At 67.4% G+C, this 19,348-nt stretch carries 16 protein-coding genes; 12 read left to right on the top strand and 4 right to left on the bottom strand.

Features of this window, described 5'->3' with window-relative positions; genetic code table 11:
* Positions 1-160 precede the first annotated feature (160 nt).
* Together ybaL and QRO93_RS16955 are read right to left on the bottom strand one after the other, a co-directional pair.
* The gene (gene ybaL / locus QRO93_RS16950) at positions 161-1,858 is read right to left on the bottom strand and encodes a YbaL family putative K(+) efflux transporter (RefSeq protein ID WP_049456805.1); all 1,698 of its coding nucleotides are present in this window, start codon (positions 1,856-1,858) and stop codon (positions 161-163) included.
* A gap of 200 nt (positions 1,859-2,058) precedes the next feature.
* Positions 2,059-4,446: a TonB-dependent siderophore receptor gene (locus QRO93_RS16955; RefSeq protein ID WP_180879163.1), complete on the bottom strand. Its 2,388-nt coding sequence runs from the start codon at positions 4,444-4,446 to the stop codon at positions 2,059-2,061.
* 336 nt (positions 4,447-4,782) lie between these two features.
* Here QRO93_RS16955 and QRO93_RS16960 point away from each other — a divergent pair, with 336 nt between their 5' ends.
* Positions 4,783-6,648, top strand: a complete 1,866-nt coding sequence (locus tag QRO93_RS16960) for an ABC-F family ATP-binding cassette domain-containing protein (RefSeq protein ID WP_006438468.1) — start codon at positions 4,783-4,785, stop codon at positions 6,646-6,648.
* Between the two features lie 75 nt (positions 6,649-6,723).
* Here the strand turns inward: QRO93_RS16960 and ampR are convergent, their stop codons facing one another.
* On the bottom strand, positions 6,724-7,590 hold the full coding sequence (gene ampR, locus QRO93_RS16965; protein WP_180879161.1) for a LysR family transcriptional regulator AmpR: 867 nt from the start codon (positions 7,588-7,590) through the stop codon (positions 6,724-6,726).
* A gap of 174 nt (positions 7,591-7,764) precedes the next feature.
* Between ampR and blaL2 the strand changes: the two genes are divergently transcribed.
* The 3 genes from blaL2 (at position 7,765) to QRO93_RS16980 (ending at position 10,671) form a co-directional block, all read left to right on the top strand.
* Complete coding sequence (blaL2, locus tag QRO93_RS16970; protein WP_180879159.1) at positions 7,765-8,676, top strand: L2 family extended-spectrum class A beta-lactamase; 912 nt, start codon at positions 7,765-7,767, stop codon at positions 8,674-8,676.
* An 86-nt stretch (positions 8,677-8,762) separates the two neighbouring features.
* Entirely contained in the window at positions 8,763-9,977 is a 1,215-nt protein-coding gene (locus QRO93_RS16975) for a cation:proton antiporter (protein ID WP_053450583.1), read from the top strand.
* A 52-nt stretch (positions 9,978-10,029) separates the two neighbouring features.
* Positions 10,030-10,671: a hypothetical protein gene (locus tag QRO93_RS16980; RefSeq protein ID WP_180879157.1), complete on the top strand. Its 642-nt coding sequence runs from the start codon at positions 10,030-10,032 to the stop codon at positions 10,669-10,671.
* Between the two features lie 111 nt (positions 10,672-10,782).
* On the opposite strand, the gene QRO93_RS16985 is transcribed toward QRO93_RS16980, so the two are convergent.
* Positions 10,783-11,523, bottom strand: a complete 741-nt coding sequence (locus QRO93_RS16985; RefSeq protein ID WP_180879155.1) for a DUF3011 domain-containing protein — start codon at positions 11,521-11,523, stop codon at positions 10,783-10,785.
* Positions 11,524-11,680: 157 nt separating this feature from the next.
* Between QRO93_RS16985 and aspS the strand changes: the two genes are divergently transcribed.
* The 8 genes from aspS to QRO93_RS17025 all read left to right on the top strand — a co-directional run bounded on the left by aspS (position 11,681) and on the right by QRO93_RS17025 (position 19,172).
* Positions 11,681-13,432: an aspartate--tRNA ligase gene (gene aspS / locus QRO93_RS16990; protein ID WP_180879153.1), complete on the top strand. Its 1,752-nt coding sequence runs from the start codon at positions 11,681-11,683 to the stop codon at positions 13,430-13,432.
* Positions 13,433-13,448: 16 nt separating this feature from the next.
* The gene (locus QRO93_RS16995; protein WP_006438575.1) at positions 13,449-13,772 is read left to right on the top strand and encodes a hypothetical protein; all 324 of its coding nucleotides are present in this window, start codon (positions 13,449-13,451) and stop codon (positions 13,770-13,772) included.
* A 31-nt stretch (positions 13,773-13,803) separates the two neighbouring features.
* Positions 13,804-14,325 (top strand): GNAT family N-acetyltransferase, encoded by a 522-nt coding sequence (locus tag QRO93_RS17000; protein WP_180879151.1) that lies wholly within the window; start codon positions 13,804-13,806, stop codon positions 14,323-14,325.
* 75 nt (positions 14,326-14,400) lie between these two features.
* The gene (locus QRO93_RS17005) at positions 14,401-15,033 is read left to right on the top strand and encodes a triacylglycerol lipase (RefSeq protein WP_180879149.1); all 633 of its coding nucleotides are present in this window, start codon (positions 14,401-14,403) and stop codon (positions 15,031-15,033) included.
* Positions 15,034-15,238: 205 nt separating this feature from the next.
* Positions 15,239-15,970 (top strand): YebC/PmpR family DNA-binding transcriptional regulator, encoded by a 732-nt coding sequence (locus tag QRO93_RS17010; RefSeq protein WP_053450577.1) that lies wholly within the window; start codon positions 15,239-15,241, stop codon positions 15,968-15,970.
* A 104-nt stretch (positions 15,971-16,074) separates the two neighbouring features.
* Entirely contained in the window at positions 16,075-16,596 is a 522-nt protein-coding gene (ruvC, locus tag QRO93_RS17015; RefSeq protein WP_008268142.1) for a crossover junction endodeoxyribonuclease RuvC, read from the top strand.
* A 13-nt stretch (positions 16,597-16,609) separates the two neighbouring features.
* Complete coding sequence (gene ruvA / locus QRO93_RS17020) at positions 16,610-17,203, top strand: Holliday junction branch migration protein RuvA (RefSeq protein WP_005410756.1); 594 nt, start codon at positions 16,610-16,612, stop codon at positions 17,201-17,203.
* A 49-nt stretch (positions 17,204-17,252) separates the two neighbouring features.
* Positions 17,253-19,172, top strand: coding sequence for a potassium transporter Kup (locus QRO93_RS17025; RefSeq protein ID WP_006438676.1), 1,920 nt, complete (start codon positions 17,253-17,255; stop codon positions 19,170-19,172).
* Positions 19,173-19,348: the final 176 nt, after the last annotated feature.

A 19,348-nucleotide genomic window follows, 5' to 3' on the forward strand; every position in this document is an offset into this window, starting at 1 on the left:
GCAAGCCGCGGCCAAGCCCCCATGGATGGGTTTACGGCGTCTCCCGCAACCGGACCCACCCCGCCATCCCACGGAATGTCAGCTTCTGCTTTTGTCGTTGCCGTTGCTGTTGCCGTTGCTTCGGCAGGTGCAGGGCTGCAAGCCCTGCACACGCTGCCCCTCACACCACCGGAATACTGTGCTGCCCCAGGTTCCGGTACGGCGGCGTCGACATGATCATCTCCGCCAGCGAATAGGCCAGCTCGCGCTCGGCCATCACCGTGCCATCGGCACCGTGTTCCAGCAGATGCTTCACCTCGGCATCGCTGTGCGCACGCGCCAGCAGGGTCAGGTCCGGATTGATCGCGCGCAGCTTGGCCAGCGCCTCGCCGGCTTCCAGCGGCTGCGGAATCGCCAACACCGCGATCTTCGCGCGCTCCGGGTGGGCCTCGGCCAGCACCCGGTCGGCGGCGGCACTACCACGGATCGCCGCCAGACCCTTGGCGTGGGCCTGCTCGACGTGTTCCTTGTTGTCATCGATCACCAGCACCGGCACGCCACGGTCGCGCAGCACCTGCGCCAGTTCGCTGCCGACCCGGCCGTAACCGATCACGATGGCGTGGTCATGCAGGTCCCGGGACGGGCCAGTGGCTTCTTCCGGCTCGGGCGGCTGTGGCAACTGCTCCTGCTTGGCCTGCCAGCGGTCGAGCAGGCCGAACACCAGCGGGTTGAGCATGATCGAGACCAGCGCACCGGCCAGGACCAGCGACTGGCCTTCCTTCGGCAGAATCTGCAGAGCCACGCCGAGGCCGGCGATGATGAAGGCGAATTCGCCGATCTGCGCCAGGCTGGCCGAGATGGTCAGCGCGGTGCTGGTCGGGTGGCCGAAGGCGCGCACGATGAAGAATGCCGCCGCTGACTTGCCGAACATGATGATCAGCACCGTGGCCAGTACCTGCCACGGGTGTTGGATGAGGATGTTCGGGTCGAACAGCATGCCGACCGAGACGAAGAACAGCACCGCGAACGCATCGCGCAGCGGCAGCGAATCATGCGCGGCCTTGTGGCTCAGTTCCGATTCGTTGAGCAGCATGCCGGCGAAGAACGCGCCCAGCGCGAACGAAACGCCGAACAGCATCGCCGAGCCGAACGCCACGCCCAGCGCGATCGCCAGCACCGACAGGGTGAACAGTTCGCGCGAACCGGTGCCGGCAATGCGTTCCAGGATCCACGGAATGACCCGGCGGCCGACCACCAGCATCACCGCCACGAACAGGCCCAGCTGCACGAAGGTCCAGCCGATGTCGGCCAGCACGCTGCCCAGCGAGTGCGATTCCTTGGCCGCGTCGGGGCCGAACACACCGGCCATCACCGGCATCATCACCAGCGCCAGCACACAGGCCAGGTCTTCCACGATCAGCCAGCCGACCGCGATCTTGCCGCGCATGGTTTCCAGCAGGCGGCGTTCCTCCATGGCCCGAAGCAGCACCACGGTACTGGCGGTGGCCAGCGAGAATCCGAAGATGACGCCGTGGATGGCGGGCCAGCCCATCAGCGAGGCCACGCCCCAGCCGAGCAGGGTGGCCACCGCGATCTGGCCGATGGCGCCGGGAATGGCGATGGCCTTGACCGCCATCAGGTCCTTCAGCGAGAAGTGCAGGCCAACGCCGAACATCAGCAGCATCACGCCCAGTTCGGCCAGCTGGTTGGCCAGCGCCTGGTCGGCGACGAAGCCGGGGGTGAACGGGCCTACACAGATGCCAGCAACCAGATAACCGACCAGCGGAGACAAGCGCAGCTTGTTGGCCAGCGCGCCGAAGATGAAGGCGAGCCCCAGGCCAACGGCCACGATGTTGATCAGGTCGGTGTCATGGTGCATCGGCTCTCGCAGAAATCGGGGGGATGTCCCGATTTTCACCGATGCGGCCAGATACGGCAAACCCGCCGGTCACACGCCGTGGCCGGCGGGTTTGCCCATGCATTTCTCCTCTACCCCCGCCTTCGGCGCGCCCCTTCAACACGAAGGGGCTTTGCTCCAGATACGGCGAGGGGTTGCCGGCCAGCGGCCGGCACTACCGCTTACCAGGTGTACTTGATGCGGCCGTAGACATACGCGCCGTTGAAGCCGAACGGCGAGTAGTTGCTGTAGGGCAGCATGCCGAAGGTGGAGTTCTGCAGGTCTTCGGTGCGGTCCGGGTACTTGTCCAGCAGGTTGTCCGCGCCCACGGTCAGGGTCCAGTTGCTGCTCGGCTTGTAGCTGGCCGAGGCATCCACCACCCAGGCGTCGCCGTAGGTCTGGTCGCGCAGCGCGGTGGCCGAGTTGCGCACCGTGAATTTGCCGTAGCGGGTGGCGGCCAGGCCCAGTTCCCAGTGGTCCGAACGCCAGGTGCCGCTCAGGATCGCCTTGTCGCGCGGGTAGCTGTCTTCGATGCGGCCGATTTCATCGCGGCCGATCAGCGACTGGGTCAGGCCCAGCGTGCCGAATACTGCCGGGGTGCCGCCGACGCGACGCACTTCGGTGTCGTTGTAGCTGTAGGCCGCGGTCAGTTCCAGGCTGCTGGCTGCGAAGGGCACGGTGTAGCTGGACACGAAGTCGACACCCCGGGTGCGCGTATCCAGGCCGTTGGTGAAGTACGAGAACGCGGTCACCTGCGGCAGGCCGAGGCTGGTCAGCAGCGCGCTGCTGGCGGCGTTGGTGGTGATGCTGGACGACAGCGCGATGCGGTCATCGATGTCGATCTGGTACGCGTCGACGGTGATGTACAGGCGGTCGACCGGCTGCAGCACCAGGCCCAGGCTGTAGGAGGTGGAGGTCTCGGCCTTCAGCGGCGAGGCGCCCAGTGCCTGCGCAGCCGCGCTGGTGGTCGGGAAGGTGCCGCGTTCGACGAACACGCCGTTGGTGAACTGGCTGGTGACTGCCTGGTAGCCCTGCTGCGCCAGCGACGGTGCACGGAAGCCGCTGGAGGCGGTTGCCCGCAGCGCGACCTTGTCGGTGAACGCATAGCGCGCCGACAGCTTGCCGGAGAAACGGTCGCCGAAGTCCGAGTAGTCCTCGTAGCGGCCGGTGATGCCGGCCGAGAACTTCTCGGTCAGGTCCGCTTCCAGGCCGGCGTAGACCGCGTAGTTGTGGCGGTCGGCATGCACCTCGTTGGTCGGGGTGAAGCCGCCGAAGCCCTGCGCGCCACTGCCGGTGTACGAGTTCAGCTCACCGGGGTTCTGGTCCCACTTCTCCTTGCGGTACTCACCGCCGAAGGACAGCGTGACCGGATAGGCCAGGCCCCAGTCCAGCGACTTGGTCAGGTCGGCGTTGAAGATGTCCTGTTGGTACTTCAGCGTGCCGTCGTAGAACGAGCGCGGGCTGGTGGCGCCCAGGCTGTAGTTGATGCTGTTGCGGGTGTGGAAGTCCAGGGTGTTCTCGCCATGGTTCAGGCTCAGGTCCCAGGTCCAGCCGTTGTCGGTGTTGCCCTTGACCCCGGCCACCAGCGAGCGGTCCTTGGAGTACTGGTTGATCTCCGGCACGAAGCCGTCCGGGTAGGTCTGCGCCAGCAGCGCGCTCTGCCCGTTGTGGTTGCGCGAGCGGTAGAACGCGAACGAAGTGATGTCGCGGTTGCTCAGCAGCGCGCTGGCGTAGCCGGTCACGTGGTCGCTGAAGTCGAAGCTGGCGTTGGCCGAGGCGGCGGTGGCATCCACGCGCGGGTCGCCGACGATGAAGGTGGTCTGGCCGATGCTGGGGAAATTTCCGGTGTTCGGCGTGGTGCCCTGGTACGGCCCGGCGCGATTGCTCTCGTCCTGCTGGCTGATCTGGCCGGCCACGTGCACGCGGCCACGGCCATTGCCGAACTCGACGCCGGTGTCGCCGGACAGCTGGTACTTGTTGCCGTCACCGGCCGAGTACTGGCCGTAGTCCACCGCCAGGCTGCCGCCGCGGCCGCTGCCCTTGAGCACGATGTTGATGACGCCGGCGATGGCATCCGAGCCGTACTGCGCCGAAGCGCCGTCACGCAGCACTTCCACGCGCTCGATGGCGGCGATCGGGATCGCGTTGATGTCCACCGCCGACGAACCACGGCCGATGCTGCCGTTGACGTTGATCATCGCCGAGGTATGGCGGCGCTTGCCGTTGACCAGCACCAGCACCTGGTCCGGCGACAGGCCGCGCAGCTGCGCCGGGCGCACGCCGCTGGTGCCGTCGGTCAGGGCCGGGCGCGGGAAGTTCAACGAGGGCAGGGCGCGCGACAGCGCGGTGGCCAGTTCACCGGTGCCGGTGGACTGCAGGATTTCCGGGGTGATGATGTCGATCGGCGACTGTGATTCGGCGACCGTGCGATCGGCCACGCGGGTGCCGGTGACGATCACCGTGTCCAGGGTGTTGGCGGCGGTGCCGGCCTGCTGGGCAGTGGCGACGAACGGAGAGCCACCGAGTGCGACAGCGACGGCGGCGGCGATCAGGCTGGTCTTGCGGGTCATCGGGATGGGGCTCCGGTTGGCGGGGGTGGCACCGGAATCGACATCACGGGGGTGAGGCGGACGGCGGTTGTTGCGGTGCGCAAGGCAGGAATTAACGGGATATTCAGTGGCTGTCAAATGCCGGTCATCGAAAAAAACGTTGCAGCAGCAACCATTTAGCTCGCACAGGCACAGGCGGGGAGGGGAGCCCGGGAGGCGCGCGGCGAGGACGTGGGAGAGAGGAACGTCGGCCGCCGCGCATCCCGGGACGCGTCAAGTATTCGTTAACGCTAGAATTGCGTCGCAGGAACAGTGCTCACCAGCACATTCCATCCGGTTATATGGACCCCTCCCCCGATGATTTCCCTTCGTAATTTCGCCTTGCGCCGCGGCGAGCGGCTGCTGTTGTCCAATGTCGACCTGACCCTGCACGCCGGTTACCGGGTGGGTGTGGTCGGCCGCAACGGTGCTGGCAAGTCCAGCCTGTTCGCGGCGGTGAAGGGCGAGCTGGAGGCGGACAAGGGCGACGTCGACCTGCCCGGCAAGGTGCGCATCGCCAGCGTGGCCCAGGAAACCCCGTCGCTGCCCGATCCGGCGCTGAGCTTCGTGCTGGGCGGCGATATCGAGGTGGCCGCGGTGCTGGCCGCCGAAGCCGACGCCACCGCCCGCGAGGACTGGGAAGCGGTCGCTGAGGCGCATACGAAGATGGCCGAGCTCAACGCCTACGACGCCGAAGCGCGCGCCGGCAAGCTGCTGCACGGCCTCGGCTTCCCGGCCGAGACCCACCACCGCGCGGTGTCCTCGTTCTCCGGCGGCTGGCGCGTGCGCCTGAACCTGGCCCGCGCGCTGATGATGCCCAGCGACCTGCTGCTGCTGGACGAACCGACCAACCATCTGGATCTGGACGCGGTGTACTGGCTGGAACAGTGGCTGCTGAAGTACCCGGGTACGCTGCTGCTGATCTCGCATGACCGCGAGTTCCTCGACAACGTGGCCACCCACACCCTGCACCTGCACGGTGGCGGCGCCAAGCTCTACCCGGGCGGCTACACCGATTTCGAGCGCCAGCGCGCCGAACAGTTGCGCCAGCAGCAGATCGCGCACGAGAAGGAACAGGCCGAACGCGCCCACCTGCAGAGCTTCATCGACCGCTTCAAGGCGCAGGCCAGCAAGGCCGCGCAGGCACAGAGCCGCATGAAGCGCCTGGCCAAGCTGGCCGGTACCGAAGCGGTGCGTGCCGAGCGCGAGTTCCGCATCGAGTTCGCGCCTCCGGCCAAGCTGCCGTTCTCGCTGATCCGCCTGAATCACGTCGAGGCCGGCTATGGCAAGGACGCGGTGATCCTGCACAATGTTGGCTTCGGCCTGGAAGCAGGCCAGCGCATCGGTCTGCTCGGCCCGAACGGTGCCGGTAAGACCACCTTGGTCAAAACCCTGGTGGGCGAACTGGCGCCGATCGTCGGCGAACGCATGGCGCACCCGGACCTGAAGATCGGCTACTTCGCCCAGCACACGGTGGAGTCGCTGCATGAAGGCCAGTCGCCGATGGAGCACTTCCGCGAGATCGCGCCGGATGCACCGAACCAGTCGTTCCGCGACTTCCTCGGCAAGTGGAACTTCCCCGGCGACCGCGCGTTCGAGCCGGTCGATGGCTTCTCCGGTGGCGAGCGCGCGCGCCTGGCACTGGCACTGATCGCCTGGCAGCAGCCGAACGTGCTGCTGCTGGACGAACCGACCAACCACCTTGACCTGGAAATGCGCGAAGCGCTGGCCGAAGCACTGGCGACCTTCGAGGGCGCGATCGTGATGGTCTCGCATGACCGCCACCTGATCGGCCTGGTCTGCGATACCTACTGGCGCGTGGCCGATGGCGTGGTCGAGCCGTTCGACGGCGACCTCGATGCGTATGCCGCGTGGCTGCGCACCCGCCCGCAGGCGCAGGGCACCAAGGCACGCATGGAGCAGGTGGAAGAGCCGGTGGTGGTCAAGACCGCACCGGTGGCGCAGGTGGTGCAGAAGAAGCCGGTGAACCCGCACAAGCTGGCCGCTGCCGAAGCCAAGGTGGCCGAACTGGAAGGTGCACTGGCCGAGCTGGACCGCCAGCTGGCCGACCCGGCCAACTACGCTGATGCCACGCGCATGGCGGTGATCGGTCGTGACCGCGAAACCGCAGCGGCGCAGCTGGAAAAGGCCGAAGCGGCGTGGATGGAGCTGCTGGAGTCCTGATCATGCAAAAAAGGGGACGGAGGGGATTAAGTCGTTTGTGCCACAAACGACTTAATCCCCTCCGTCCCCTTTTTGTTATGCGCCCTGCGCCTGCAACCATTCGCGGAAGCGCCTGGCCGGCTCACGCTCGGCACGCGAGCGCAGTCGGGTCAGCCAGTAGCGGCCCAGCTCCAGCGTGGTGGCGAACGGCTGCAGCAGCCGGCCTTCGGCCAGTTCCTGCTCGAACATGCGCAGCGGCAGCAGGGCCACGCCCGCGCCCCCGGCGGCAGCCATCGCCACGGTCAGTGACGAATCGAACACCGGCCCGCGCGCTTCCACGCCACTGACCCCGGCCGCCTGCAGCCAGCGCGGCCACTCGTCGCTGCGGTAAGAGCGCAGCAACGGCAGCGTGGCGAGGTCGCGCGGTTGCTTCAGCCGTCGTGCCAGTGCCGGTGCGCACAGTGGCGCGAACGGCGCCTCCAGGATCGCGGTGCACGCCTGGCCCTGCCAGTCGCCATCACCGAAGCGGATCGCCAGGTCCAGCCCTTCGCCGGCCAGGTCGATGCGGTTGTTGTGGGTCTGCAGGCGCAGCTCGATGTCCGGATGCGCGCTCTCGAACGCAGCCAGTCGTGGCAGCAGCCAGCCAGTGGCAAAGGTGCCGACCACGCCCAGCGTCAGTACTTCGCGCGCCGGTCCGCCGGTGTAGCGCGCGATGCTGGCCGAGATGCGCTCGAACGATTCGTTGAGCACGGGATACAGCGCCGCCCCCTCATCGGTCAGTGCGACGCCACGCGGCAGGCGATGGAACAGGCGGATGCCGAGCCGATCCTCCAGGCCACGGATCTGATGGCTCAACGCCGCCTGGCTGACGCACAGCTCCAGTGCGGCACGGGTGAAGTTCTGGTGGCGGGCGGCGGCTTCGAAGGCGCGCAGCGCATTCAGCGGCAGGGTGGGGTGCAGCATTGCGAAGCCGTGAGCTGGAGTGATGGGTAATCCTAGCGCTTCACTGGCAGTTTCGTGAAATTAAGGGGTTGAATGCGATAGATATGAATAAATCTCATGCCAGGCGCTGATTTTTTGCGTTGGTCGCACCTGTGCGTGGCGTCAATAATCGTGTGGTCCCCAGGAGAACCCCGCATGCTCGCCCGCCGCCGATTCCTGCAGTTCAGTGGTGCTGCCGTTGCTTCCTCGCTTGTCCTGCCGTTGCTGGCACGTGCGGCAGGAGCGCCGACCCGCGCCGCCCCGACCGAGGCTGCGATCACCGCGGCCACCGATTTCGCCGCACTTGAGAAGGCCTGTGCCGGCCGCCTTGGCGTGAGCCTGCTCGATACTGCCAGCGGGCGCCGCGTCGGCCATCGCCAGGACGAGCGCTTCCCGATGTGCAGCACCTTCAAGAGCATGCTGGCCGCCACCGTGCTCAGCCAGGCCGAGCGCGCGCCCGCGCTGCTCGACCGGCGCGTGCCGGTACGCGACGCCGACCTGCTTTCGCATGCGCCGGTCACCCGCCGCCACGCCGGCAAGGACATGACGGTGCGCGATCTGTGCCGTGCCACGATCATCACCAGCGACAACACCGCCGCCAACCTGTTGTTCGGCGTAGTGGGCGGGCCACCTGCGGTCACCGCCTTCCTGCGCGCCAGTGGCGATACGGTCAGCCGCAGCGATCGGCTGGAGCCGGAACTGAACAGCTTCGCCGAAGGCGATCCGCGCGACACCACCACGCCCGCGGCGATCGCCATGACGTTGCAGCGGGTGGTGCTGGGCGAGGTGCTGCGGCCGGCCTCGCGGCAGCAGCTGGCCGATTGGCTGATCGACAACGAAACCGGCGACGAATGCCTGCGCGCGGGCCTTGGCAAGCGCTGGCGGGTGGGCGACAAGACCGGCAGCAATGGCGAGGACGCGCGCAATGACATCGCCGTGCTATGGCCGGTGGCGGGCGGCGCGCCCTGGGTGCTCACCGCCTATCTGCAGGCAGGTGCGATCAGCTACGAACAGCGGGCCATGGTGCTGGCACAGGTCGGGCGGATCGCCGATCGGCTGATCGGTTGAGGTAACCGGGGTCATTCGAAAATGGCTTGCCGGATCGGTCCGGCACGCGCATCCTGCGCGCGTTCGAACCCCCACGGAAGACCCTGATGAGCCATGAGTTGATCTACCTGCTGCTGATCTTCGCGCTGCTGGTGATCCCCCGCGCGCTGCAGCGCTTCAGCCTGCCAGCGCCGCTGACCTGCCTGCTGTTCGGCATCATCGGCATGCTGTGGCTGGGTGACCAGGCGCATGACGCGGTGATCGGCCTGCTGGCCACGCTGGGCATTTCCTCGCTGTTCCTGTTCGCCGGCCTGGAAGTGGATCTGCAGGCCCTGCGCCGTGGCATGTGGCCGCTGCTGGCGCACCTGGTGATCCGCACCGGCACGCTGTTCGGCGTGGGCTGGCTGGCCTGGCGCTACGCGGGGCTGCCGTGGCAGGCCGCGGGCCTGCTGGCGCTGGCGCTGCTGACGCCCTCCACCGGCTTCATCATGGATTCGCTGTCGCGGCTGGGCCTGAGCGAAGACGAACGGTTCTGGGTGACCAGCAAGGCCATTGCCGGCGAACTGCTGGCGCTGGCGGCGTTGTTCATCGTGCTGCAGGCCGGTGATCCGGGCCATATGGCGCTGTCCAGCCTGGCCCTGCTGGCAATGATGATCGGCCTGCCGCTGCTGTTCATCGCGCTGGGACGCTGGGTGGCACCGCACGCGCCCGGCTCGGAGTTCTCGCTGCTGGTGATGGTCGGCATGGTCGCGGCCTACATCACCTATCTGCTGGGCGTGTACTACCTGGTCGGCGCCTTCATCGCCGGCCTGGTCGCGCGCCTGCTGCACCAGCGGATGCCGCTGCTGGCCTCGCACGAGAACCTGCACGCGCTGCGCCTGTTCGCCTCGTTCTTCGTGCCGTTCTATTTCTTCAATGCCGGCACCAAGGTGCCCAGCGAAGCGCTCAGCTTCGAGGCGCTGGGGCTGGGCATCGTGATCACCCTGGTGGTGCTGCCGCTGCGCATCGGCGTGGTCTGGCTGCAACGCCGGGTCATGTTCGGCGAGAGTTTCCGCAGCAGCCTGCGCGTCTCGCTGGCGCTGGCGCCGACCCTGATCTTCACCCTGGTGCTGGCGGCGATCATGCGCGAGCGCTTCCAGATTCCGGCGGTGCTGTTCGGCGCGCTGCTGCTGTACGCGGCACTGACCACGCTGCTGCCGTCGCTGGTGTTCCGCACGCCGTTCGATGTCGATCCGGTGGAACAGGAGCCGGCAGGCGAGGGCGAGGCCGCGCCGGTGGCAGCCACCGAGACGCTGCCGGAGGCGCAGCCCGCGCCACGCTGAGCGGGCACCTGCACGGTTTGCGCCCATCGGCGCAGGCCGTTAGGGTTGGGGCATGAAACTGCCTGCCGTTATTACCGCTTCCGCCCTCCTGCTCGGCCTCGCGGCCTGTTCGCAGCGCTCCGATACGGTCGCCCATGATCTGGCGACGGCACCGGCCGATGCCTTCATGGCGGCCATTGCCGCGCACTGCGGCCAGGCCTACGCCGGCAAGGTGGTGGAGGACACGCCGGCACCTGCCGGCAAGGACCCGTTCGCGGGCCAGCGCCTGGTCATGCACGTGCGTGGCTGTGCCGACCCGGCGCACGAGCTGCGCATCCCGTTCCATGTCGGCGATGACCATTCGCGCACCTGGGTGCTGACCCGTACGCCGAACGGCCTGCGCCTGAAGCACGATCATCGCCACCAGGACGGCAGCCCGGATGCGATCACCCTGTACGGCGGCGACAGCACGCCGCCGGGAACCGCCGAGCGCCAGCAGTTCCCGGCCGATGCCGATTCAGTGGCGATGTTCCGTCGGGCCGACATGCTGGCCTCGACGTTCAATACCTGGGCGATGGAGATCGACCCCGACCAGGCGTTCGTCTACGAACTGACCCGTCCCGACGGGCGCCGTTTCCGCGTGCAGTTCGACCTGAGCAAGCCGGTCGACCTGCCGCCAGCGCCCTGGGGTGACGACAAACTGCCCGCGCCGTGATCCCGGGGGCGGATTTCTGAAAGATCCCGGGTAGATCCGCGCCATGCGCGGATGCGGGATGCCGGGCCGGGGCCAGAGCCCTGGCCATCGGCCAGGGATCCGACCCCATGCTCAGCGCGTACCAAAGCGCGCGCGGCAGCCGTTGCTCACCCACACCTGCCCGCGCGCATAGCCCCAGCTGCGGCCTTCCTGGCAGGCACTGCCGGACAGCTGCTGCTGCAGCACCGGCCGGCCCTGGCGGTCATCCCAGTCGCAGGTCTGCGAGCGGTTGTTGTTGCTGCTGCAGGTGACCGAGTAGTTGCTGTTGCCACCGCCCCAGCCGCCGCCGCCGCCCCAGCCGCGGGCTTCGGCGAATTCGGCGCGGCAGCCATTGCTGACCCAGACCGCGCCATTGCGCACGCCCCAGGTGCGGCCCTCGTCGCAGGGGCTGCCGGACAGCTGGCGCACCAGGCGGGCATTGCGCCAGCCGACCGGGCAGCTGCGCTCGCGGTTGTTCTGGCTTTCGCAGCGGATGGTGTCGCCCGGGCGGCCGTTGTTGCCGCCCCAGCCACCGCCGTTGCCGCCGCCCCAGCCGCCACGGGACTCGACGAATTCGGCGCGGCAGCCGCTGGTGACCCAGATGCTGCCGTTGCGGCTGCCCCAGGTGCGGCCTTCCTCGCACGGGCTGCCGGACAACTGGCGGACCAGCTGCGCGTTGCGCCAGCCGGTGTTGCAGACCCGTTCGCGGTTGCTCTGGCTTTCGCAGCGGATCACCCCGTTCTGCGCAGTGGCGGAAGGGACGGGCAGGGCGAGGGTGCTCAGCGCACCCAGGCTGAGGGTCACGGCCAGGCTGGCCAGGGACAGCGGTTTCATGGCGGCATCCCATACGGTGGCAGGTGCCCGACTATAGGGAGGGGGGCGATCAAGCCGGTGTGACTGGCCGGATTTGCCCCGGCCGGGGCCTCGGCCGCAGAATACGAGGCTTTCCGGCCCCCATCCGGTGCCGGCGTTCTCCAGCGGAGCTTCCCCCATGCGTACCCACTTCTGCGGCCTGGTCGACGAGACCCTGATTGGCCAGACTGTCACCCTCGCCGGCTGGACCGACGTGGCCCGTAACCAGGGCGGCGTCTGCTTCATCGATCTTCGAGATCATGAAGGCATCGTGCAGGTGACGGTGGAGGTGGACAACGCCGAAGTGTTCGCCGTGGCCGCGTCGCTAGGCTACGAGGACGTGCTGCAGGTGGAAGGCGTGGTGCGTGCCCGCCATGCAGTGAATGACAAGATGCGCACCGGCAAGGTGGAAGTGATCGCCACTGCCATCACCGTGCTGAACAAGGCCGCGCCGCTGCCGTTCCACGCCCACGAGAACCCGGGCGAGGAAACCCGCCTGAAGTACCGCTACCTGGACCTGCGCCGTCCGGAAATGCAGCGCATGCAGCGCACCCGCATCAAGCTGGTGCAGGCACTGCGCCGCCACCTGGACGAAAAGGGCTTCCAGGACATCGAGACCCCGATCCTGACCAAGGCCACCCCGGAAGGCGCGCGCGACTTCCTGGTGCCGGCGCGCATGCACCCGGGCGAGTTCTACGCCCTGCCGCAGAGCCCGCAGCTGTTCAAGCAGATCCTGATGGTGGCCGGCTTCGACCGCTACTACCAGATCGCGCGCTGCTTCCGCGATGAAGCCCTGCGTGCCGACCGCCAGCTGGAATTCACCCAGCTGGACATGGAGTTCGCCTTCGTCCGCGAACGCGACGTGCAGGATTTCGTCGAGAACATGATCCGCGCCATCTTCAAGGAAGTGGTTGAGGTCGAGCTGGACGCCAGCTTCCCGCGCATGACCTGGGCCGAGGCGATGCGTCGCTACGGTTCGGACAAGCCGGACCTGCGCATCGCGCTGGAGCTGGTCGACGTGGCCGAGCTGGTCAAGGACAGCGAGTTCGCCGTGTTCACCGGCCCGGCCAATGACGCCGAAGGCCGCGTCGCCGCGCTGCGCATCCCGGGCGGCGCCTCGCTGTCGCGCAAGCAGATCGACGAGTACGCCGCGCACGCCGCCAAGTACGGGGCCAAGGGCCTGGCCTACATCAAGATCGCCGACAACGGCGAAGTCAGCTCGCCGATCCAGAAGTTCTTCAGCGAGACATCCTTCGCTGCCCTGGTCGCCCACGTCGGCGCCGGCAACGGCGACATCGTGTTCTTCGGCGCCGGTGGCTACAACAAGGTCTCCGACTTCATGGGCGCGCTGCGCCTGAAGGCCGGCAAGGACTTCGGCCTGGTCGCCGACGGCTGGGCACCGCTGTGGGTCACCGACTTCCCGATGTTCGAGTGGGACGAGGAAGAACAGCGTTACGTCGCCCTGCATCACCCCTTCACCGCACCGGCCGTGGACGACATCGCCGACCTGCGCGCCAACGCCCGTACCGCCGTCTCGCGCGGCTACGACATGGTGCTCAACGGCAATGAAATCGGCGGCGGTTCGATCCGTATCCACCGTCCGGACATGCAGAGCGCGGTGTTCGAACTGCTCGGCATCGGCGCCGAAGAGGCCCGCGCCAAGTTCGGCTTCCTGCTTGACGCGCTGAACTACGGCGCGCCGCCGCACGGTGGCATCGCCTTCGGCATCGACCGCATCGCCGCGCTGATGGCCGGCACCGAGTCGATCCGCGACGTCATCCCGTTCCCGAAGACCACCGGTGCACAGGATCTGATGACCGACGCGCCGTCGCCGATCGTCGACGCGCAGCTGGCCGAAGTGCACATCCAGGTTCGCCCCAAGACCAACTGATCAGGAGATCCAGGCAATGACCGAGTTTGCGTTTTCGCTGGAGTGGGAAAAGCTGGGCAATGAAGGCTCCGAGGCCAACCTGGTCACCGAGCGTGCGCGCGTGTTCGGGGGTTGGCTGGTCCGCGTCGGTACCAACCCGGCGGCGATGGCCCTGACCTTCGTCGCCGACGGCGAAGGCCGTTGGGATGGTGAAGACTTCGGCGTCGAGGATTACGAGGACGACGAAGAGGAAGAGTACGACGAGGACGAGGAAGGCGAGGAAGAAGAGGACGAGGACGAAGAGGAATACGAGGAAGAGGACGAGGAAGACGAAGCCGCGGAAGCGCCGGAAAAGGCTTGACCCGCGCTTCGCCCTGACGTCAACTTCCTGCATGTATTCCATCCGCCGCGCCACCGTGGACGACGCGCCGACCCTGTCGGCGCTGGCCGCCCGCACGTTCACCGAAACCTTCGGCCATCTGTACCCGCCGCAGGACCTGCAGGCCTTCCTCGACGAGGCCTATGCGGTCGAACGCCAGCGCGTGATCCTGGCCCACCCGGATTACGCGGTGTGGCTGCTGGAGCTGGACGGGGAGGCGGTCGGCCATGCCGCCGCCGGCCCCTGTGGGCTGCCGCACCCGGAGGTGAAGCCCGGTGACGGCGAACTCAAACGCCTGTATCTCATCAAGACCCAGCAGAGTTGTGGCTGGGGTAGCCGCCTGCTGGAAACCGCGCTGGCCTGGCTGGAGCACGAAGGCCCGCGCACGCTGTGGCTGGGCGTGTGGTCGGAGAATTTCGGCGCGCAGCGCTTCTACGCCCGCTACGGGTTCGAGAAGGCCGGCGAGTACCTGTTCCCGGTCGGTGACACCCACGACCTTGAATTCATCCTGCGCCGCGCACCGCGCGTGGCCTGACGTTCACCGCCGCTTGCTGCGCGCGCGTGTTCAATCACCGTACGTTCCTGCCCCGCTGACCGCCAGGCTGTTTGCATGACTCCCCCCATATTGCTGCTGCATGGCATCTGGAATGCCCGTGCCTGGGTCGGGCCGCTGGCCTGGCGCCTGCGCGCGCGCGGTTTCCAGGTGCACGCCTTCGGTTATTCCTCGGTGTTCGGCGGCCCCGACGTGGCCGTGCCGCAGCTGCTGGAGCGCCTGACCGACGCCGGGCCGTTGTCGCTGGTCGGCCACAGCCTGGGTGGGTTGCTGGCGCTGGAAGCCTTGCGCCGCCAGCCGCAGCTGGATGTTCAGCGCGTGGTCTGCCTGGGCTCGCCGCTGCGTGGCAGCGGCACCGCGCGGTCGCTGTCCGACCATGGCTGGGGCCTGGCGCTGGGGCGCAGCAGCGAGCTGCTGCTGGATGGCCTGCCGGACTGGCAGGGCAAGGCCGAGGTCGGCCTGATCGCCGGCTCGGTGCCGCATGGGCTGGGCAGCCTGCTGGGCGCGATGGACGACGCCTCCGATGGCACGGTGGCGCTGGCCGAGACCCGCCTGCCGGGCCTTTCCGACCATTGCGTGGTGCGCACCAGCCACAGCGGCCTGGTGGTATCGCCCGATGCCGCACGGCAGACCGCGTATTTCCTGCGCCACGGCCAGTTCGACCACAGCCGCGACGCCGCTGCCGCATGATTGAGTGGGTGCGAACCGTTGGTTCGCACGCTCTTCGGCCTGCTTTGGTGGGTGCGAACCGTCCTACCTTGGTGGGTGCGAACCTTGGTTCGCACGCTCTTCGCCGGGCCATGCCCGGCGGCATCCTTCGCCCCTAGACACGGTTGCAGCCCCCGATCAGGTAGAATCCGCGCCTTGATCCTGAAGCAGCCAGACGGTAGCACCCATGGGTAGAGGCCCCTCCATCGAAGCCCGCAAGAACGCGTCCGACGCGAAGCGCGGCAAGATTTTCACCAAGATCATCCGCGAGATCGGCGTAGCCGCGCGCGGCGGTGGAGGCGACCCCAACAACAACCCGCGCCTGCGCGTGGCGATGGACAAGGGCCTGGCCGTGAACATGTCCAAGGACGTGATCGAGCGCGCCATCAAGAAGGCCACCGGTGAGCTGGAAGGCGTCGACTACGAGGAAATCCGCTACGAGGGCTATGCCCCGGGCGGCGTGGCCGTCATCGTGGACTGCCTGACCGACAACCGCGTGCGCACCGTGGCCGATGTCCGCCATGCGTTCAGCAAGTGCGGCGGCAACATGGGCACCGAAGGCTCGGTGGCCTTCATGTTCAAGCGCCTGGGCGTCATCAGCTTCGCCCCGGGCGCCGACGAGGACGCCATCACCGAAGCCGCCATTGAGGCCGGCGCCGATGACATCGTGGTCTACCCGGACGACGGCTCGATCGACGTGGTCACCAGTCCTGACGCGTTCAACGCGGTCAAGGACGCGATGACCGCCGCCGGTCATGTCGCCGGCCACGCCGAGATCACCTTCCGCGCGGACAACGACATCAAGGTCGAGGGCGAAGTCGCCCTGCAGGTCAAGAAGCTGCTGGACATGCTCGAAGACCTGGACGACGTGCAGGACGTGTACTCCAACGCCGAACTCGGCGCCGACGCCTACGCCTGAGCCGTCCTGACGGCCTGGGCGCGGGCCGTTGAACGGTCACCGCGGACAGACATGAGCCCATACGCCTGCCAGCGCTTCCCGTTCCGTCCCGCCAGGAGTGCGGCATGACCCGCATCCTCGGCATCGACCCCGGTTCGCAGCGGACCGGGGTCGGCATCATCGATGTCGACGCCGCCGGCCGCGTCAGCCACGTGCACCACCAGCCGCTGGTGCTGCTGGGCGCCGACGACTTCCCGCAGCGCATGAAACTGCTGGTGCTGGGCCTGGCCGACCTGTGCCGGGAATACCAGCCCAACGAAGTGGCCATCGAAAAGGTCTTCATGGCCCGCAACCCCGATTCGGCGCTGAAGCTGGGCCAGGCCCGTGGCGCGGCGATTTCCGCGGTGGTACTGCGTGACCTGCCGGTGCACGAATATGCTGCCAGCGAGATCAAGCTGGCGGTGGTCGGTCGCGGTGGCGCCGAAAAGCAACAGGTTCAACACATGGTCGGGCTCATGCTCAACCTGAAAACCAAGCTGCAGGCCGACGCGGCCGACGCGTTGGCGGTGGCGATCACCCATGCCCACGTAAGGGCAACGGCCAACCGCCTGGGGCTCAGCGCCCGCCAGGCGTGGGGCCGCAAATGAGGAGCTGCACGCAATGATCGGTCGACTGCGCGGCATCGTCGCCTACAAGGCGCCGCCGTGGCTGGTGGTGGACGTGAACGGGGTGGGCTACGAGCTGGAGGCGCCGATGAGCACCTTCTACGACCTGCCCGAGCTCGGCCGCGAGGTCACCCTGTATACCCATTATTCGCAGAAGGAAGACAGCGTCTCGCTGTACGGCTTCCTGCGCGAGGGCGAGCGGCGCCTGTTCCGCGACGTGCAGAAGGTCAGCGGCATCGGCGCGAAGATCGCGCTGGCCGTGCTGTCCGGGGTGACCGTCGAGGAGTTCGCGCGCATGGTCCAGGCCGGTGACATCACCGCGCTGACCCGCATTCCGGGCATCGGCAAGAAGACCGCCGAGCGCATGGTGCTGGAACTGCGCGACCGCGCCGCCCAGTTCGGCGCGGGCGGCGCGTTGCCCACCGGCAGTGGCCCGGCCCCGGCCGATCCGTTGTCCGACGCCACCGTGGCCCTGCAGCAGCTGGGCTACAAGCCGGCCGAAGCGGCGCGCATGGCGCGTGATGCCTTCAATGAAGGCGACGAAGTGGCCACCGTGATCCGCAAGGCGCTGCAGTCGGCGCTGCGCTGAGCCGCCTTCCTTTCCCCCAACGAACCGCCTGAGCCCCGCCAGGAGTCCCATGTCCAGCAGTCAAACCCCGCACGCAGCCGCCCCCGGTGGCCACGGTCACGCCCCTCCCGCGGGAGGCATGGCGCTGATCATCGGTGCGATCGGCGTGGTCTTCGGCGATATCGGTACCAGCCCGCTGTACACCCTGAAGGAGGCGTTCTCGCCGCACTACGGGCTCAACAGCGACCATGACACCGTGCTGGGCGTGCTGTCGCTGGCGTTCTGGGCGCTGAACATCGTGGTCACCCTGAAGTACGTGACCATCATCATGCGCGCCGACAACGACGGCGAAGGCGGCATCATGGCGCTGATGGCGTTGACCCAGCGCACATTGCGCAACGGGTCGCGCTCGGCCTATGTGGTCGGCATCCTCGGCATTTTCGGCGCCTCGCTGTTCTTCGGCGACGGTGTGATCACCCCGGCGATCTCGGTGCTGGGTGCGGTTGAAGGCCTGGAGGTGGCCGCGCCCGGACTGCATGCCTTCATCGTGCCGATCACGGTGGTGGTACTGCTGATGGTGTTCGCCGCGCAGCGCTTCGGCACCGAGAAGATCGGCAAGGCGTTCGGCCCGATCACCTCGGTCTGGTTCATTTCGCTGGCCGCGATCGGCATCTACAACATCGTAGACGCGCCGGAAGTGCTCAAGGCCTTCAACCCGTGGTGGGCGATCCGCTTCTTCATGGAGCACAGCTGGCACGGCATCTTCATCCTGGGCGCGGTGGTGCTGGCGGTGACCGGTGGCGAGGCGCTGTACGCCGACATGGGCCACTTCGGCGCCAAGCCGATCCGCCACGCCTGGTATTTCTTCGTGCTGCCGTGCCTGGTGCTGAACTACCTGGGGCAGGGCGCACTGGTGCTCAACCACCCCGAGGCGCTGAAAAACCCGTTCTTCGAGGCAGTACCGCCGTGGGCGCTGTACCCGATGATCATCCTGGCCACGATGGCGGCGGTGATCGCCTCGCAGTCGGTCATCACCGGTGCGTTCTCGGTCTCGCGCCAGGCCATGCAGCTGGGTTACATCCCGCGCATGCGCATCAAGCACACCTCGCACGACACCATTGGCCAGATCTACATCCCCGGCATCAACTGGGGCATCGCGGTGATGGTGATCGGCCTGGTGCTGGCCTTCCGCAGCTCGTCGAACCTGGCCGTGGCCTACGGCATCTCGGTATCGGCCACCATGCTGATCGATACCCTGCTGCTGGCGCTGGTGGCGCGTTCGCTGTGGCCGAAGGCGCGCAACTGGATCCTGCCGCTGTGCGTGGTGTTCTTCATCATCGACCTCGGCTTCGTCATCGCCAACGGCGCCAAGCTGCTGCAGGGCGCCTGGTTCCCGGTGGTGCTGGGCATCTTCCTGTTCACCATGATGCGCACCTGGCGCCGTGGCCGCGAGCTGCTGCGCGATGAAATCCGCAAGGACGGCATCCGCCTGGATACCTTCCTGCCGGGCCTGATGCTGGCGCCGCCGGTGCGCGTGCCGGGCACCGCGGTGTTCCTCACCGCCGACCCGACCGTGGCTCCGCACGCGCTGATGCACAACCTCAAGCACAACAAGGTGCTGCACGAGCGCAACGTGTTCCTGCACGTGGAAACCCTGCCGATCCCGTATGCGATGGAAGGGCAGCGGCTGAAGATCGAATCGGTGGGCGATGAGTTCTACCGGGTCTACGTGCGCTTCGGCTTCATGGAGACCCCGGACGTGCCGCTGGCGCTGATGCGCTCGTGCGACCACGGTGGCATCTACTTCGACCCGATGGACACCACCTTCTTCGCCAGCCGCGAGACCATCGTCGCCACCGCCAACCGCGGCATGCCGATCTGGCGCGACAAGCTGTTCGCGCTGATGCATCGCAACGCCGCGCCGGCGACGGGGTTCTTCCGGATTCCGGGCAACAGATTGGTGGAACTGGGCGCCCAGGTGGAGATCTAGGGCCGCTTCCTTCCTCGATACCGCCATGCTTCCATCCACGCATGGCGTGGATCTACCGTGTCGACCAAGGTCGACACCCACCAAGAGCAGCCATGTCATTCCGACAGATCGCAGGAATCTGTCGAAGGCGGGGTGGGTCCGGTTGCGGGGGTGTGAGCGGCATGGATGCCGCGACC

The sequence above is a fragment of the Stenotrophomonas maltophilia group sp. Smal17 genome, assembly GCF_030237045.1.
Classification (GTDB): Bacteria; Pseudomonadota; Gammaproteobacteria; order Xanthomonadales; family Xanthomonadaceae; genus Stenotrophomonas; species Stenotrophomonas forensis.

Excerpts from the sequence above, each read along its gene's own strand:
- QRO93_RS17000 (WP_180879151.1), top strand. The coding sequence starts at position 13,804 with ATGTATTCCATCCGCCGCGCCACCGTGGACGACGCGCCGACCCTGTCG.
- ruvC (WP_008268142.1), top strand. The coding sequence starts at position 16,075 with ATGACCCGCATCCTCGGCATCGACCCCGGTTCGCAGCGGACCGGGGTC.
- QRO93_RS16975 (WP_053450583.1), top strand. The coding sequence starts at position 8,763 with ATGAGCCATGAGTTGATCTACCTGCTGCTGATCTTCGCGCTGCTGGTG.
- QRO93_RS16980 (WP_180879157.1), top strand. The coding sequence starts at position 10,030 with ATGAAACTGCCTGCCGTTATTACCGCTTCCGCCCTCCTGCTCGGCCTC.
- ybaL (WP_049456805.1), bottom strand. The coding sequence starts at position 1,858 with ATGCACCATGACACCGACCTGATCAACATCGTGGCCGTTGGCCTGGGG.
- ampR (WP_180879161.1), bottom strand. The coding sequence starts at position 7,590 with ATGCTGCACCCCACCCTGCCGCTGAATGCGCTGCGCGCCTTCGAAGCC.
- QRO93_RS16955 (WP_180879163.1), bottom strand. The coding sequence starts at position 4,446 with ATGACCCGCAAGACCAGCCTGATCGCCGCCGCCGTCGCTGTCGCACTC.
- QRO93_RS17025 (WP_006438676.1), top strand. The coding sequence starts at position 17,253 with ATGTCCAGCAGTCAAACCCCGCACGCAGCCGCCCCCGGTGGCCACGGT.
- aspS (WP_180879153.1), top strand. The coding sequence starts at position 11,681 with ATGCGTACCCACTTCTGCGGCCTGGTCGACGAGACCCTGATTGGCCAG.
- blaL2 (WP_180879159.1), top strand. The coding sequence starts at position 7,765 with ATGCTCGCCCGCCGCCGATTCCTGCAGTTCAGTGGTGCTGCCGTTGCT.
- QRO93_RS16985 (WP_180879155.1), bottom strand. The coding sequence starts at position 11,523 with ATGAAACCGCTGTCCCTGGCCAGCCTGGCCGTGACCCTCAGCCTGGGT.
- ruvA (WP_005410756.1), top strand. The coding sequence starts at position 16,610 with ATGATCGGTCGACTGCGCGGCATCGTCGCCTACAAGGCGCCGCCGTGG.
- QRO93_RS16995 (WP_006438575.1), top strand. The coding sequence starts at position 13,449 with ATGACCGAGTTTGCGTTTTCGCTGGAGTGGGAAAAGCTGGGCAATGAA.
- QRO93_RS17010 (WP_053450577.1), top strand. The coding sequence starts at position 15,239 with ATGGGTAGAGGCCCCTCCATCGAAGCCCGCAAGAACGCGTCCGACGCG.
- QRO93_RS17005 (WP_180879149.1), top strand. The coding sequence starts at position 14,401 with ATGACTCCCCCCATATTGCTGCTGCATGGCATCTGGAATGCCCGTGCC.
- QRO93_RS16960 (WP_006438468.1), top strand. The coding sequence starts at position 4,783 with ATGATTTCCCTTCGTAATTTCGCCTTGCGCCGCGGCGAGCGGCTGCTG.